At 35.5% G+C, this 14,157-nt stretch carries 12 protein-coding genes; all 12 read right to left on the bottom strand.

The genetic code is table 11. The annotated features are described in order from the left end of the window. Positions 1-161: 161 nt before the first annotated feature. The 12 genes from HW423_RS07010 to HW423_RS06955 all read right to left on the bottom strand — a co-directional run bounded on the left by HW423_RS07010 (position 162) and on the right by HW423_RS06955 (position 14,130). Positions 162-713 carry an NADPH-dependent FMN reductase gene (locus HW423_RS07010; protein WP_218931219.1) on the bottom strand — a complete coding sequence of 184 codons (552 nt, stop codon included), beginning with the start codon at positions 711-713 and terminating at the stop codon, positions 162-164. 184 nt (positions 714-897) lie between these two features. After that, positions 898-5,199 carry a PolC-type DNA polymerase III gene (locus HW423_RS07005; RefSeq protein WP_218931218.1) on the bottom strand — a complete coding sequence of 1,434 codons (4,302 nt, stop codon included), beginning with the start codon at positions 5,197-5,199 and terminating at the stop codon, positions 898-900. 67 nt (positions 5,200-5,266) lie between these two features. Then, a complete protein-coding gene (gene rseP / locus HW423_RS07000; protein WP_218931217.1) occupies positions 5,267-6,532 on the bottom strand; it encodes an RIP metalloprotease RseP in 1,266 nt (421 codons plus the stop codon). An 11-nt stretch (positions 6,533-6,543) separates the two neighbouring features. After that, positions 6,544-7,332, bottom strand: coding sequence for a phosphatidate cytidylyltransferase (locus HW423_RS06995; RefSeq protein ID WP_328803140.1), 789 nt, complete (start codon positions 7,330-7,332; stop codon positions 6,544-6,546). 43 nt (positions 7,333-7,375) lie between these two features. Beyond that, positions 7,376-8,098, bottom strand: a complete 723-nt coding sequence (locus tag HW423_RS06990) for an isoprenyl transferase (RefSeq protein ID WP_218931215.1) — start codon at positions 8,096-8,098, stop codon at positions 7,376-7,378. Between the two features lie 176 nt (positions 8,099-8,274). After that, positions 8,275-8,835 carry a ribosome recycling factor gene (frr, locus tag HW423_RS06985; protein ID WP_218931214.1) on the bottom strand — a complete coding sequence of 187 codons (561 nt, stop codon included), beginning with the start codon at positions 8,833-8,835 and terminating at the stop codon, positions 8,275-8,277. Positions 8,836-8,983: 148 nt separating this feature from the next. Next, a complete protein-coding gene (pyrH, locus tag HW423_RS06980; protein WP_218931213.1) occupies positions 8,984-9,724 on the bottom strand; it encodes a UMP kinase in 741 nt (246 codons plus the stop codon). A gap of 73 nt (positions 9,725-9,797) precedes the next feature. Continuing rightward, the gene (gene tsf / locus HW423_RS06975) at positions 9,798-10,682 is read right to left on the bottom strand and encodes a translation elongation factor Ts (RefSeq protein ID WP_218931212.1); all 885 of its coding nucleotides are present in this window, start codon (positions 10,680-10,682) and stop codon (positions 9,798-9,800) included. A gap of 117 nt (positions 10,683-10,799) precedes the next feature. After that, the gene (rpsB, locus tag HW423_RS06970) at positions 10,800-11,582 is read right to left on the bottom strand and encodes a 30S ribosomal protein S2 (protein ID WP_218931211.1); all 783 of its coding nucleotides are present in this window, start codon (positions 11,580-11,582) and stop codon (positions 10,800-10,802) included. Positions 11,583-11,841: 259 nt separating this feature from the next. Next, entirely contained in the window at positions 11,842-12,519 is a 678-nt protein-coding gene (locus HW423_RS06965; RefSeq protein WP_218931210.1) for a hypothetical protein, read from the bottom strand. Continuing rightward, positions 12,519-13,535: a flotillin-like protein FloA gene (gene floA / locus HW423_RS06960; RefSeq protein ID WP_218931209.1), complete on the bottom strand. Its 1,017-nt coding sequence runs from the start codon at positions 13,533-13,535 to the stop codon at positions 12,519-12,521. Before floA ends, HW423_RS06965 begins: the two co-directional genes overlap by 1 nt. Position 13,536: 1 nt before the next feature. Beyond that, entirely contained in the window at positions 13,537-14,130 is a 594-nt protein-coding gene (locus HW423_RS06955) for an NfeD family protein (RefSeq protein ID WP_218931208.1), read from the bottom strand. Positions 14,131-14,157: the final 27 nt, after the last annotated feature.

Genomic DNA, 14,157 nt, shown 5'->3' with positions numbered 1-14,157 from the left:
ATTCATGCGTAGATATCCTCCTTATGTTATTTGGTCGTACTTTTAATATAACGGATATCTGCGTTTTTGTGTAGAGTCAAAGAAGAGGTTGATGACGAAATTTGTCATCAACCTCATTTATTTTAGAACCTTTTTTAACAACTCATATCAGTTGTATTTGTTTAATTATTTAGTGTTTTTTCGATATGTGCAATAAATGCATCTGCTACTGTTTGTAAGAAACCACGTGTTTCTTCATTATTCAATTTACCGTCTTCATCAAAGTAATTTTGTGAATTTGCTAAGTAAACTTCTGGTTGAGCTAACACTGGCATATCTAAGAATGCTAATGTAGGACGTAGTGATTGAACAGCGTTCGCACCACTAATATTTGAAATAGAGTGACCTAGGATTAAAGCTGGCTTACCTGCCCATACACTTTGCCCCCAAGGACGAGAAGCAACATCAATGGCATTTTTTAATACCCCAGAAGTTGAACGGTTATATTCTGGTGTCGCAAAAATAATTGCATCTTGAGCTGATACAGCGTTACGGAATTCAGTATATTCGCTAGGACTGTTTTCATCGTATTCTTCATTATACAATGGTAAATTTCCAATTTCTAAAAATTCTACTTCTACATCTGCCGGGAATAACTCAGCTAATGCTACCGACCATTTACGCGCATATGATTCCTTACGTAAGCTACCTACTACTACTCCAATTTTTGTCATAAAATAACATCCCCTTAAAATAATTTTGATTACTATCATATTCTAACGACATTCAAATGGTTATACAAATGAAAGGGATTGTTTTTTTAAAATAATTTAGTTTTAGAGATAATTATTAATCAGTACATAAAAACACTTCTTTTTAGGTTAGAAAACTTAAAAAGAAGTGTAAATTATTTAATATTTAAAATAAACTGAGCTGATCCTCATCTGGTAATCCTTCTAAGACGCCATTATCGTCTAAGAAAGCTAGTACTGTTTTTGAAACTTTCCCACGCTTTTGTAAATCTTCTTTTGATAAGAATGGTGCTTCTTGACGTGCTTTCACAATTTGTTCAGCTACGTTATTACCTAAACCAGGAACGGCTCTAAATGGTGGAATTAATGAATCCCCTTCGATGATGAAATGTTTCGAGTCAGATTTTACAATATTAATCATTTGGAATTTAAATCCACGTTCTAACATTTCATTCGCTATCTCTAGTTCTGTCACTAATTCTTTTTCTTTATTTGTTGCTCCAAAGCCTTTGTCATTAATTTCACGGACACGTCTTTTGACCATTTCTTTCCCTTGATGCATAGCAACTAAATCAAAGTCTTTTGCACGAATTGAGAAATACGCAGCGTAATAGTACATTGGATAATACACTTTAAAGTAAGCAACACGCAAGGCCATCAGAACATAAGCAGCCGCATGGGCTTTCGGGAACATATACTTAATTTTCAAACAAGAGTCAATGTACCATTCTGGTACATTATGACTTCGCATATCTGCTTGCCATTCATCAGGAATCCCTTTCCCCTTACGCACATGCTCCATAATTTGGAAGGCAGTCCCATCTTCTAAACCGTATTGGATTAAAGTTGTCATAATATCATCACGACAACCTATTACATCCGATAGTTCAACGACATTATTTTTGATTAATTCTTGTGCATTTCCTAACCAAACATCTGTCCCATGTGAAAGTCCAGAGATTTGAAGTAATTCTGCGAATGTTTTTGGTTTTGTTTCAGAAACCATCCCACGTACGAAGCCAGTCCCGAATTCTGGAACCCCAAGTGTTCCGGTATCAGAATTGATTTGTTCAGGCGTTACCCCCAAGACTTCAGTACCGCTAAATATTTGCATCACTTTTTCATCTACGGGCGGAATATCCATTGGATTAATACCACTTAAATCTTGTAACATACGAATCATGGTCGGATCATCGTGACCAAGAATATCAAGCTTTAAGACATTGGCATCAATAGAGTGGAAATCAAAGTGTGTAGTCTTCCATTCGGCATTCACATCATCCGCTGGATATTGCACAGGTGTAAAGTCGTAAACATCCATAAAGTCAGGGATAACAATAATACCACCCGGATGTTGACCGGTTGTTCTTCGAGCGCCTTCAATACCATATGCTAATCGTTCTCTTTCAGCCTGAGGCAGATGCTCACCTGAAGATTCTAAATACCCTCGAATGTAACCGTGAGCAGTTTTATTGGCAACTGTACCTATTGTTCCTGCACGAAAGACATAGTCTTCACCGAATAACTCCTTAGTATACGCATGCGCTTTTGCTTGGTAATCCCCTGAGAAGTTCAAATCAATATCGGGAACTTTATCTCCGTAAAATCCAAGGAAAGTTTCGAACGGAATATCTTGTCCATCTTTTTTCAATTCGGCTCCACAATCAGGACAAGCCTTGGATGGAAGGTCATAACCAGATTTATGTTCGCCATTAGTGAAAAACTCACTATAGTGGCATTCGGTACAATAGTAGTGTGCGGCTAAGGGATTAACTTCTGTAATTCCTGTTAAGGTTGCGACTAAACTTGATCCAACCGAACCACGGGACCCTACTAGATAACCGTCCTCATTACTTTTTAATACTAATTTTTGCGAGATTAAATAAATCACGGCGAATCCATTGGAAATAATACTATCTAACTCTTTCTTAATTCGTTTCTCGACGATATCAGGAAGAGGTTTTCCATACATTTCATGCGCTTTGTCATAACTCATTTGAGTAATTTCTTCTTCTGCGCCTTCAATGACAGGTGGATATAATTCATCTTTAATAATAGCAACTTCTTCAATTGAATCTGCAATTTTTTGAGAATTCGTAACCACGATTTCTTGAGCTTTTTCAGCACCCAGGAATGAAAAATCTTGTAACATTTCATCAGTCGTTCTGAAATGAACTTTTGGCATATGTAAAGTTCTGTTAGCGTTGATTTTCATCGATTTCTTCAATACTTCACGATAAATTGCATCTTTTTCATCCAGGTAGTGAACATTTCCAGTCGCAACAACGGTTTTATTCTTTTCATCACCTAGACGAAGCATTTCGCTAATGATGTGATTTAAATCAGCCTCATTACGAATCAAATCATCTTTAATGAGTGGTTCATAAACTGATGGAGGTTGAACCTCAATGAAATCGTAGTAATCAACTAGTTCACTTGCTTCTTCATACCCTTTTTGCATCATGGCAGTGAATACTTCCCCTGTTGAACAGGCCGTTCCGATTAATAAATCATCTCGATACTCTGTTAATACAGACCTTGGTATGCGGGGCACACGGTAAAAATAGTCTGTACTAGACAATGAAATCAACTTAAATAAAGCTTTCAGTCCATCTTGGTTTTTAACTAATAGAGTTGCATGGAAAGGTCTTGATTGTTTAAAACTCTCGCCTTGTCCTATTTGGTCGTTTAATTGGTTATGATTGATGATACCAAATTGATCCTTCGCTTGTTCTAATAACTTCATCAAGATGTACCCAGTTGTCTCGGAGTCATAGACTGCTCGGTGATGCTGTTCTAGTTGAACATTATATCGCTTAGCTAAAGTATTCAAACGGTGCGATTTATATTCTGGATTCACTAAACGAGACAGTTCTAATGTATCAATCACTGGTAAGTCAGTTTGTGGTAAGCCAACACGTTCATAGCCTTTATTAATGAAGCCAATATCAAACGTTGCGTTATGCGCAACTAGAATGGAATCACCACAAAACTGTTGGAATTGTTCTAAAACTGGTTTAGCTGTTGGAGCATCTTTAACCATATCATCAGTAACACCTGTTAGCTCAGTAGTGAAAGCTGACAATGGTTTGTTTGGATTAATAAAGGCTTCGAATGTATCAATAATTTCGCCTTCTCTCATCTTAACTCCTGCAAGTTCTATGATGTCATCATAGACAGAAGATAGCCCAGTTGTCTCCACGTCAAATACAACATAAGTTGCTTCATCTAAAACCTCATCTCTTAAGTTAAATGCGATGGGTTCACCGTCATTCACGACATAAGCTTCAATTCCGTAGATTACTTTTATTCCATGTTTTTTTCCCGCCCAATATGCATCTGGGAAAGCTTGTGCTACAGCGTGATCCGTTATAGCAACAGCTTTATGACCCCATCTAGCTGCTTGAGTAACAATATCAGTGGCTGAATTTGTTGCATCTAATTGACTCATATTTGAATGAGCATGCAATTCAACACGTTTTTCATCAGTCGGTGCTTTATCTTCCCGTCCAGGGACCGTCACTTTTCTAACACTTCTCGGTCTAAAGTATAATTCCGAAGTGAAATTATCTGGGATCATATCTCCCTCTAGTCGAATCCATTCACCTTTACTAAATTGATTCAATGCTTCTTTTGAGATGCGACGGCCAGACATCAGTTTAACAGTCACTGAACTCGTGTAGTCAGTAATATTCATAATTAAAAGCTGATTTCCACTACGCAAATCTTTAATTTCATGCGAAAATATAAAACCTTCAATGATTTGTTTAAATTGATTATCATCTAATTCAATCATTGGCAATGCCGGTTTATTAGGAATATCTTTTCCTATATCATCAGAGGTTGATTGCACAACTGTTCGCTCTTGTTTTTGTCTTTTTTCTTGAATTTCTAAAGCTTCTAATAAGCTCTGTTCATCTTCATTACTTTGACGATCTCGAACTGCGTTAATCTCATCTTGTAATAACTCTTCGTCAACATAGTACTCTAAATTAAGGTCAGTAATTTGGACTTGTTCGAGTTTCTCTAATAATAATCGTTCGTATTTTTCTTTTAACATATTAATTTGAATATCACTAGCTAATCCAATTCTTAATGATTCACCAACAATTTCATACTTCGCTTGTGACAAGACTGACCGAATAAAAGGCTTTTCTTGTGCTATTACTGACATAATAGCGTACCAATATTCAAGTATGTTATTAGATTCTAAAGAATCCTCTTCAAATAGCCACCAAGTCTCAACTCTACCAATATGCTCAAATGCTTTTAATATATGATGTTGAAAAATTTGATATGCATTTGGGTGAATTCGATTTGGTGAAGTAAATGTAAAATGCCATTGGTTTGACTGTGCTAATATATTCACAGTTTTAATTTCAGTATGTTGTAGTTCTTCAACGATTTCTTCATCATTTAATTGAATATGATCGAGAAGTAATTCGAATAATTCTCTTTTATCCGCCATAATGACTCCTTTCGATAAAATTAAGGATGCAACCATCAATAATGATGCCACATCCTCAAATTAAAACCTATTGGAAAAACGCCCTGTTAATATCATTCCATGTTACCGCAACCATTAATACTACCATGATTAACACGCCAATAATTGTAATGATTCCTTCTTTTGATTCACTTAAAGGTTTCCCTCTAATTGCTTCAATCGCATTTAAAACAATTTTACCACCGTCTAAAGCTGGTATGGGTAGTAAGTTGAATACTCCTAAATTAGCAGAAAGCATCGCTAAGAAGTTCACTATTACTGGTAGCCCAAGGCTAACAACTTGATCAGTCATCTGAGCCATCGCTACTGGGCCACCAAAGTTATTAATATTGAAGCCACTCGTAATCATACTGCCGATAACTCCTAATACGCCAGTGATAATTCCCCAAGTCGCTGTCACACCATAAGTAATACTACTTCCAAAACTAAACTCTCTATCCGCAATAATTCCAATTTGTCCAATTTCATTACCAGATTGTTCATCCGTCACAGCCTGAACATTCACAACTGTATCAACCGTTTCATTCTCACGTTCAACAGTCATTTGTAATTCTTCGTTTGGTCTTTCTTGAATTAATAATACTAAATCAGACCACTCACTTACAGATTGCCCATTGACTTCAGTTACTCTATCGCCATCAACTAAACCAGCTTCTTGAGCTACTGATCCATCAACAACTTCACCAATGACGCTATCTGTATTAGGAATACCAATCATAAAAGCCACAATTGTAAAAGCAATAATGGATAATATAAAGTTATTCATTGGTCCTGCAAAGTTAGTAATCATCTTATTCCAAACACTCGCACTTTCATAGCGCATTTCACGTGGTGCAACTGGTAATTTAGTTCCATCCGCTTCAATTATGTTTGCTTTTTTTGCCACTGAGTATTTTACGATATCCGTTTGACCTACAGGAACGGCTTCAATGATCATCTCATCAATTAAATCAACATTGTCAACTCTCACTGGCATCTCGACAACTGAAAAGTTATCCGATAAATTAATCAATGATACTTGATCATTATCATTAATTTCTAAACCTACTTCCATTCCAGCTTGAATTTCATCTTCTTCATATAATCCAGCTAGACGAACGTAACCACCAAGTGGTAACAATCTGACTGTATATGTTGTTCCATCTTTCCCTTGTTTAGAAAATAATTTAGGACCCATCCCTAACGCAAATTCTCTAACTAAAATTCCTGCACGCTTTGCGAAAAAATAGTGTCCAAACTCATGTATAACTACAATTATCGAAAATATGACTAAAAATACTAGTAAAGTCGTCAATAGTAACCATCCTATCTAAATAAATTTATCCAAAACATCATTATAAAACTTGCGAAAATTAAACTATCAAATCGGTCTAACATACCACCATGACCCGGTAAAAATTTACCCGAATCTTTAACGTTAAAATAACGTTTAAATGCCGATTCAACTAAATCACCAAATTGTCCAAAAAGAGACACTATAATTGTTAACATCCATACTTGATTCACTACACCTAAGGCTGGTTGGAATAAAACGACAAATATACTCGATACAAGTAGTGCGGTTAAAACACCACCAATCATTCCTTCAACTGTCTTATTCGGGCTGATTTCAGGAGCCAGTGGTCTTTTTCCAAACTTCCTACCGACAAAGTACGCACCGGAATCAGTTGACCATACTACAACTAATAAGTAAAGAATTGTTTCTAGACCCATCTCGCGAAATAGTATTAAGAATCTAAACCCATAACCTATATAAATACAGGCAAACACAATGATAGCCGCATGAGCAAAATTAAACTTTCGATGGTTGAACACAGTAAATACTAACAACATCAGACTACAAATGTAAAATAAATACTCTGAATTGCCCTGTTTCAAAATTTCTGGCATATACATTTGAGGTATGAGCAAAGAAGTCAAACCAACGACAGAAAAGAAACCAATATGATTAAATATATTTAATTTCTGCATTTCTGCAAATTCAAATAATCCTATAATTCCAATAACCCACATCGCAAATGCATAATAACCGCCACCTATTAATAAGAATGGGATATAAATCGCAAGTGCTATGACGGCACTTCTAATTCTCACAATCAAAATTATTCCTCCTAAGACTTAAGACGACAGATAATTATTAAACTTTTCCAAATCGTCGTTGTCTGCCGTTATAAGCATTAATAGCCTTGTCAAGTTCATCCTCATTAAAATCAGGCCATAACACATCTGTAAAGTAAAACTCACTATAGGCAGCTTGCCACAATAGGAAATTGCTTAAGCGTTCTTCTCCACTTGTACGAATAATTAAATCAGGATCACTGAGTTCATTATAACGACTCGTCATTAAATGTTTATTAATTAATTCTTCTGATACATCACTTAAGTCAATTTTATCTTTTTGAATTTCAGTTATAATACTTTTCACTGCACTAGTAATTTCCTGGCGTGCTCCATAATTCAATGCAAAGTTTAATATCATTCCAGTACAATGTTTTGTATCTTCAATGGCTGAGTTTAAGATTCCTTTAGTTTGTTCAGGAAGTGCATCTGTGTCACCGATGACTTCGATTCGAATATTATGTTCAATTAATTCAGGTAAAAAATCGTTAAAGAATTCCTTCGGCAATTTCATCAGAAAGTCCACTTCATCTTTTGGACGTCCCCAATTTTCTGTTGAAAAAGCATACATTGTAATTAATTTTATATTAAGCTCATTCGCTCTAATTGTAATTTTTTTAATTGCTTGAACACCTTTTCGATGCCCAGCTACGCGTGGTAAAAATCTTTTCTTAGCCCAGCGTCCATTCCCATCCATTATAATTGCAATATGCTTGGGAACTGTTTCAAATTCATTATTCATAAAATACTCCCTTTTAAATAATCATCCTTAGTATTATACCAAAATAATGCAAAATTACGAATAATAATCATGAAAACAAAAAAATACTTTTATCTAAAAAAGTTAGTAAAACCTTTAGATAAAAGTATTTTCGATTAGAACCCAAATCAACAGCAATCATTAGGACGATTATTCAATTAATCGTTAAAAATCTCATCCTCTTTAGCTTTAGTTAATTCTTCGATTTTTTTAGTTGAGTCATCAGTAATTTTTTGGATATCTGATTCATAATCTTTTACATCATCTTCAGTTAATTCTTTTGCTTTTTCAAGCTTTTTAACTGAATCAATAATATCACGACGAATATTTCGGATAGAAACTTTGGCATTTTCTTGTTCTTTTCCGACAACTTTCGCTAATTCCGCACGTCTTTCTTTCGTCAATGCTGGAATTACTAAACGAATCACGTCTCCATCATTTGATGGTGTAATACCGATATCACTTTGTAAAATAGCTTTTTCAATATCGGTTAAGCTAGATTTATCATAAGGTGATATAACTAACATTCTTGCTTCTGGACTTGAAATACCCGCAAGTTGATTCAATGGCGTTGGAACACCATAATAATTTACGTTTACACGGTCTAATATACTAGCATTTGCGCGTCCAGCACGAATTGAAGCAATTTCACGTTGATAAGCCTCAACGGATTTGTTCATTCTTTCTTTAGTTGTAGATAAAATTTCACTCGGTGTCATAAAAAAATCCTCCTAATAATACTCTATAGTTCAATTTAACTCATTATACCATATTTCATATATAATGAGTATTAAATCAGACATTCAGATAGGTATGATATGTTTGTCACTACCTATCGTCCAAAAATATTAAGCTTTAAAATATGTACTATTGATTATTTAGTTTTGCTTCAACTGTTGTTCCGATATTTTCTCCAAGAATAACACGGCGAATATTCCCTGATTCATTTAAGTTAAATACAACTAAAGGTATGTCATTATCCATACTTAATGAACTTGCAGTAGAATCCATCACTTTCAAGCCTTTTGAAATAACATCAAGGTGAGTTAAGTTGTCATACTTAACGGCAGCTTTGTTCTCTTTTGGATCAGAGTCATAAACACCATCAACATTATTTTTTGCCATAAGAATAACATCCGCATTGATCTCAGCGGCACGTAATGCTGCTGTTGTATCAGTTGTAAAGAAAGGATTCCCTGTTCCACCAGCGAAGATGACTACACGGCCTTTTTCAAGATGACGAATTGCACGACGACGAATATACGGCTCTGCGATTTGACGCATCTCTACTGAAGTTTGTACACGTGTTGGAACACCACTATTTTCTAATACATCTTGTAATGCTAAGGCATTCATTACTGTTGCTAACATTCCCATGTAATCAGCTTGAGAACGTTCCATTCCCATTTCTTCACCGATTGTACCACGCCAGATATTTCCTCCACCTACAACAATGGCAATTTCAACACCTAAGTCATGAATGTCCTTAAGCTCTTCTACCATTTCTTTAATTGTATCGGGATGGATTCCAAAGCCTTGATTTCCAGCAATTGCCTCTCCACTAAGCTTTAAAATTACACGTTTGTATTTTGTTGTTTCTTTAGTCATATCATACTGCCTTTCTAATTCGTAATCATATCTTTAAAAATAGCCCCAGGAAACTGGGGCTAAGGGTATAAAATTAATCTTTTTTCATTTGAGCAGCCACTTCTTCAGCGAAGTTGTCTTGGCGTTTTTCGATTCCTTCACCAACAGTGAAACGAATGAATTGTTTGATTGTTCCACCTTTATCACCTACGAATTTACCAACTGTTTGATCATTATCTTTAACAAATGGTTGTTCGTTTAAGCTAATTTCAGCTAAGAATTTGTTCATACGACCATCAATCATTTTTTCAACGATATTAGCTGGTTTACCTTCGTTTAATGCGATTTCTGTTTGAACTTTTTTCTCGTGATCTAATTCTTCAGCAGGAACTTCGTCACGGTTAACGTATTTAGGTTGGATTGCAGCAACGTGCATTGAAACATCTTTCGCTACATCTTCATCAGATAATCCTTCGATTAATGTGATAACAGCGATTTGTCCACCACCATGGATGTACTCACCAAAAGTATCGTTATCTGTTTTTTCTAAGATAGCGAAACGACGGAAAGAAATTTTCTCACCGATTTTATTAGTAGCTTCTAAGACGATGTCAGCAATTGTTTTGCCGTCAACTTCGATAGCGTTAGCTTCTTCCATAGTAGCTGGTTTGTTAGCAGCAACTGCATCAGCAATTGTGTTAACAATATTTACGAATTCTTCGTTTTTAGAAACAAAGTCAGTTTCTGAGTTAACTTCGATAATTGCAGCTGTGTTTCCGTTGATACTTGTTGCAGCTAAACCTTCTGCAGCGATACGGCTTGCTTTTTTAGCAGCTTTAGATAAACCTTTTTCTCTTAAAAAGTCAATCGCTTTATCCATATCTCCGTCAACTTCAACCAACGCTTTTTTCGCGTCCATCATACCTACACCAGTCATTTCGCGTAGTTCTTTAACTTGTTTTGCACTAATTTTAGCCATTAAACTCAAATCCTCCTTGATATTTTAAAGTCAAAATAAAAAACTGTCCTAACACAGGGCAAGGTTTTTAGACCTGTGTAACGTCCTGAATTAAGACAGCTGTGAATAATCTAATTATTAAGCTTCTGTTGAATCTGCTGTAGTAGCTTCTTCTTCAGAATCAAATAAGTTATCGAAAAATTCTTTGTCAGATTTTTCTTCTGAATCATCTTCACTATGTCCTTGGTTTCCTTCAAGAACTGCGTCAGCCATTGCAGTTGTGATTAATTTAATCGCACGAATAGCATCGTCATTTGATGGAATAACATAGTCAATTTCATCTGGATCACAGTTTGTATCAACCATTCCAACTAATGGAATATTTAATTTTTTAGCTTCTTGGATTGCAATGTGTTCTTTGCGTGGGTCAACGATAAAGATTACATCTGGAATACGAGGCATATCTTTAATACCACCAAGGTTTTGCTCTAAACGATCTAATTCTTTACGTAATTGTAATACTTCTTTTTTAGGTAATACATCAAAAGTTCCGTCTTCTTCCATTTTTTCAATAGCTTTTAGACGACGAATACTTTGTTGGATTGTTTCCCAGTTAGTTAATAATCCACCTAACCAACGGTGATTAATGTAGTATTGACCAGCACGTTTTGCTTGTTCGTCAATAGCACCTTGTGCTTGTTTCTTAGTACCTACAAATAATACAACCGCTCCATTAGCTGCTTCGTCACGCATAAAGTTATACGCTTTATCAACTAACTTAACTGTTTTTTGTAAGTCAATAATATAAATACCGTTACGCTCTGTAAAGATATAAGGTTTCATTTTTGGGTTCCAGCGACGTGTTTGGTGTCCGAAATGCACACCAGCTTCTAACAATTGTTTCATTGAAATAACTGCCATAATTATCATTCTCCTTTGGTTTTGTTTTCCTCCGAATAACTCTACTAACAAAACGTCTCTCCTTGGAGAGCACCCGTTAAATTATCATTATTCGTGTGTTTTTGGTTTTACACCACGGACTATATTACTATATACTCTCGCATTATGCAAGTTAGTTTGGTTTTTTTATTAAATTTAATTAGCTTATGTATACTCAAAAGTTAAAGATGCGAACAAATCCAAATATATATTGGTTTCGTTCGCATCTTTAGTATGTCAATTATTTATTTCGAAGACTCTTGGGCTTGTTAATAATTTCATTGAAAACCATCATTTCTCTTAGCTTTGCCCCATCTCTCATAGAGTGATACATATGATTGACAGTTTGATTTTTAGGTCTGGCTGCTTTTTGTGTATGTTCATCTTGGAGAATATTTGTGTTATCCAGTTCCATCCATGAAACATCTTCAATTGAAGCATCTGCGTACCAATTTTCTAATTCATTTAAATATTGCTCTGGACTTTCCCCTTCCATATAAGAATGATCAACGGGATTATCATAATCAGCAATTTTCGTAAAATCAACTTGATAATCATCCTCTGATTCAAAACTTTGCTCAGAAGATATGTCAGTATTTCTCAGCGCATTATTAGCTTTTTTTAAACTATTATTTAACTGGCTTAAAGACAAGTTTTTCACTCGCTTTGAATTGTCGCTCTGATTATTATGTCTTTTACGCATTGCCTGCACACGTTCATTTCGAGCACGAATATCAGACTTACTTTGTAACTGTTCTTTATTTGTTGGCTTGGTAGTGGGTTTCTCTACCGATTCATGATTATCAATCACTGAATCTTGATAATTCTTATATTGTTGATTTCTAATCCTTGGAGCAAACACTGAAAATAAAAACGAACCTAATAAGTATATTAGCCATACACCAACTAGAAAATTCATTATTCTCTACCTTCTTCGGTTGAACTCGTTCCTTTAGCAATCGAATCACGCATTGATGTATCTGATTCTATATTTTTCATATTGTAGTAATCCATGACACCAAGATTTCCTTTTTTGAAAGCTTCTGCCATTGCTAATGGTACTTCAGCCTCAGCTTCAACCACACGCGCACGCATACGTTGAACTTCAGCAACCATTTCTTGCTCTTCTGCCACTGCAAACGCTCTACGCTCTTCGGCTTTGGCTTGTGCAACATTTTTATCAGCAATCGCTTGATCCGCTTGAAGTTTCGCACCAATGTTACGTCCAACATCCACGTCGGCAATATCAATGGACAGAATTTCAAAGGCAGTTCCTGAGTCTAACCCTTTACGTAGAATTGTTTGTGAGATAGAATCTGGATTCTCAAGGACTTTTGAATGACTTTCTGAACTACCAACAGTCGTTACAATCCCTTCACCGATACGGGCAATAATTGTTTCTTCACCAGCACCACCCACTAGTCGTTCGATATTAGCTCGAACTGTTACTTTTGCTTTCGCTCTTACTTCAATACCATTCATTGCAACGGCAGAAATAAGTGGCGTTTCAATTACTTTTGGATTTACTGAAACTTGAACGGCTTCAAAAACATTACGTCCAGCTAAGTCAATCGCTGCAGCTTGTTCAAATACCAAATCAATGTTTGCTCTTTGAGCTGCGATCAGTGCATCAACAACTAAGTTGACATTCCCACCAGCCAAGTGATGCGCCTCTAATTGGTTCGTATCTAGTGTAAGTCCAGCTTTTGTCGCTTTAATTAATGGTCGTACAATTTCTGACGGTTGAACTCGACGTAATCTCATACCTACTAAGTTACCAATTGAAACTTTAGCACCAGAGAAATAAGCTGTAACCCATAATCCTACGGGTACGAATCTAAAGAATAAAGAAATTAGTATTATTAAAATAACAATAATAATACCAATCGAAATTAGAGACGATAACTCAAAATCATTATTTGGAAAATTATTCATATTATATTTCCTTTCTTACGTAAATTTTTGCGCCTTCAACTTTTGAAACATAAATGGGTGTCCCACTTTGAATCATGTCCTCGGAACTTACAACTTCATAATACTCCCCATCAAACTCACCACGTCCAACAGGTCTAAGCGCTGTGACTGTGACACCCTTTTCACCCAATAAATATGTAAAATCTTTATGACTCGAGTATCCTTTTTCTTTTTCAGAAGAAGTCCCAAGTACAAAACCATTACTAATAGCTAAATCTTTACCTAATTTTAATGGGACAAAAATTCCGATCGCACTAACAAGTATCATCGCTAACAATGTTAACACTACATCACCGATGTCGTTTAAGTGCATGTAAAGCGAAATACTTATGGCTAATAAACCAAACATACCAATAATTCCGAAATCAGGAACATAAAACTCCACAATTAACATAAGTATACCTAGTAAGAAAATTATGAACACGAGTAAGTTTTGACCTTGCATTCCAAAATAAAAACCATATGCTATTACTGCTAATCCTAAGTACAGCCATTTTGGACTGTAAAATAGACATAAGCTAAGTAACAGCATACCTATTAATAAACTTGCAATCATATATACCCTCCTCTCATAATCATTATA

It is taken from the genome of Ruoffia halotolerans, assembly GCF_014049385.1.
Classification (GTDB): domain Bacteria; phylum Bacillota; class Bacilli; order Lactobacillales; family Aerococcaceae; genus Ruoffia; species Ruoffia halotolerans.
The sequence above is the reverse complement of the archived record's forward strand: the minus strand, read 5'-3'. Positions and strand labels throughout refer to the sequence as shown.

What these genes read in the sequence shown, in the direction of transcription:
- HW423_RS07010 (WP_218931219.1), bottom strand. Translation starts at nt 713, where the DNA reads ATGACAAAAATTGGAGTAGTAGTAGGTAGCTTACGTAAGGAATCATAT.
- HW423_RS07005 (WP_218931218.1), bottom strand. Translation starts at nt 5,199, where the DNA reads ATGGCGGATAAAAGAGAATTATTCGAATTACTTCTCGATCATATTCAA.
- HW423_RS06990 (WP_218931215.1), bottom strand. Translation starts at nt 8,098, where the DNA reads ATGAATAATGAATTTGAAACAGTTCCCAAGCATATTGCAATTATAATG.
- frr (WP_218931214.1), bottom strand. Translation starts at nt 8,835, where the DNA reads ATGACACCGAGTGAAATTTTATCTACAACTAAAGAAAGAATGAACAAA.
- pyrH (WP_218931213.1), bottom strand. Translation starts at nt 9,724, where the DNA reads ATGACTAAAGAAACAACAAAATACAAACGTGTAATTTTAAAGCTTAGT.
- tsf (WP_218931212.1), bottom strand. Translation starts at nt 10,682, where the DNA reads ATGGCTAAAATTAGTGCAAAACAAGTTAAAGAACTACGCGAAATGACT.
- rpsB (WP_218931211.1), bottom strand. Translation starts at nt 11,582, where the DNA reads ATGGCAGTTATTTCAATGAAACAATTGTTAGAAGCTGGTGTGCATTTC.
- HW423_RS06965 (WP_218931210.1), bottom strand. Translation starts at nt 12,519, where the DNA reads ATGAATTTTCTAGTTGGTGTATGGCTAATATACTTATTAGGTTCGTTT.
- floA (WP_218931209.1), bottom strand. Translation starts at nt 13,535, where the DNA reads ATGAATAATTTTCCAAATAATGATTTTGAGTTATCGTCTCTAATTTCG.
- HW423_RS06955 (WP_218931208.1), bottom strand. Translation starts at nt 14,130, where the DNA reads ATGATTGCAAGTTTATTAATAGGTATGCTGTTACTTAGCTTATGTCTA.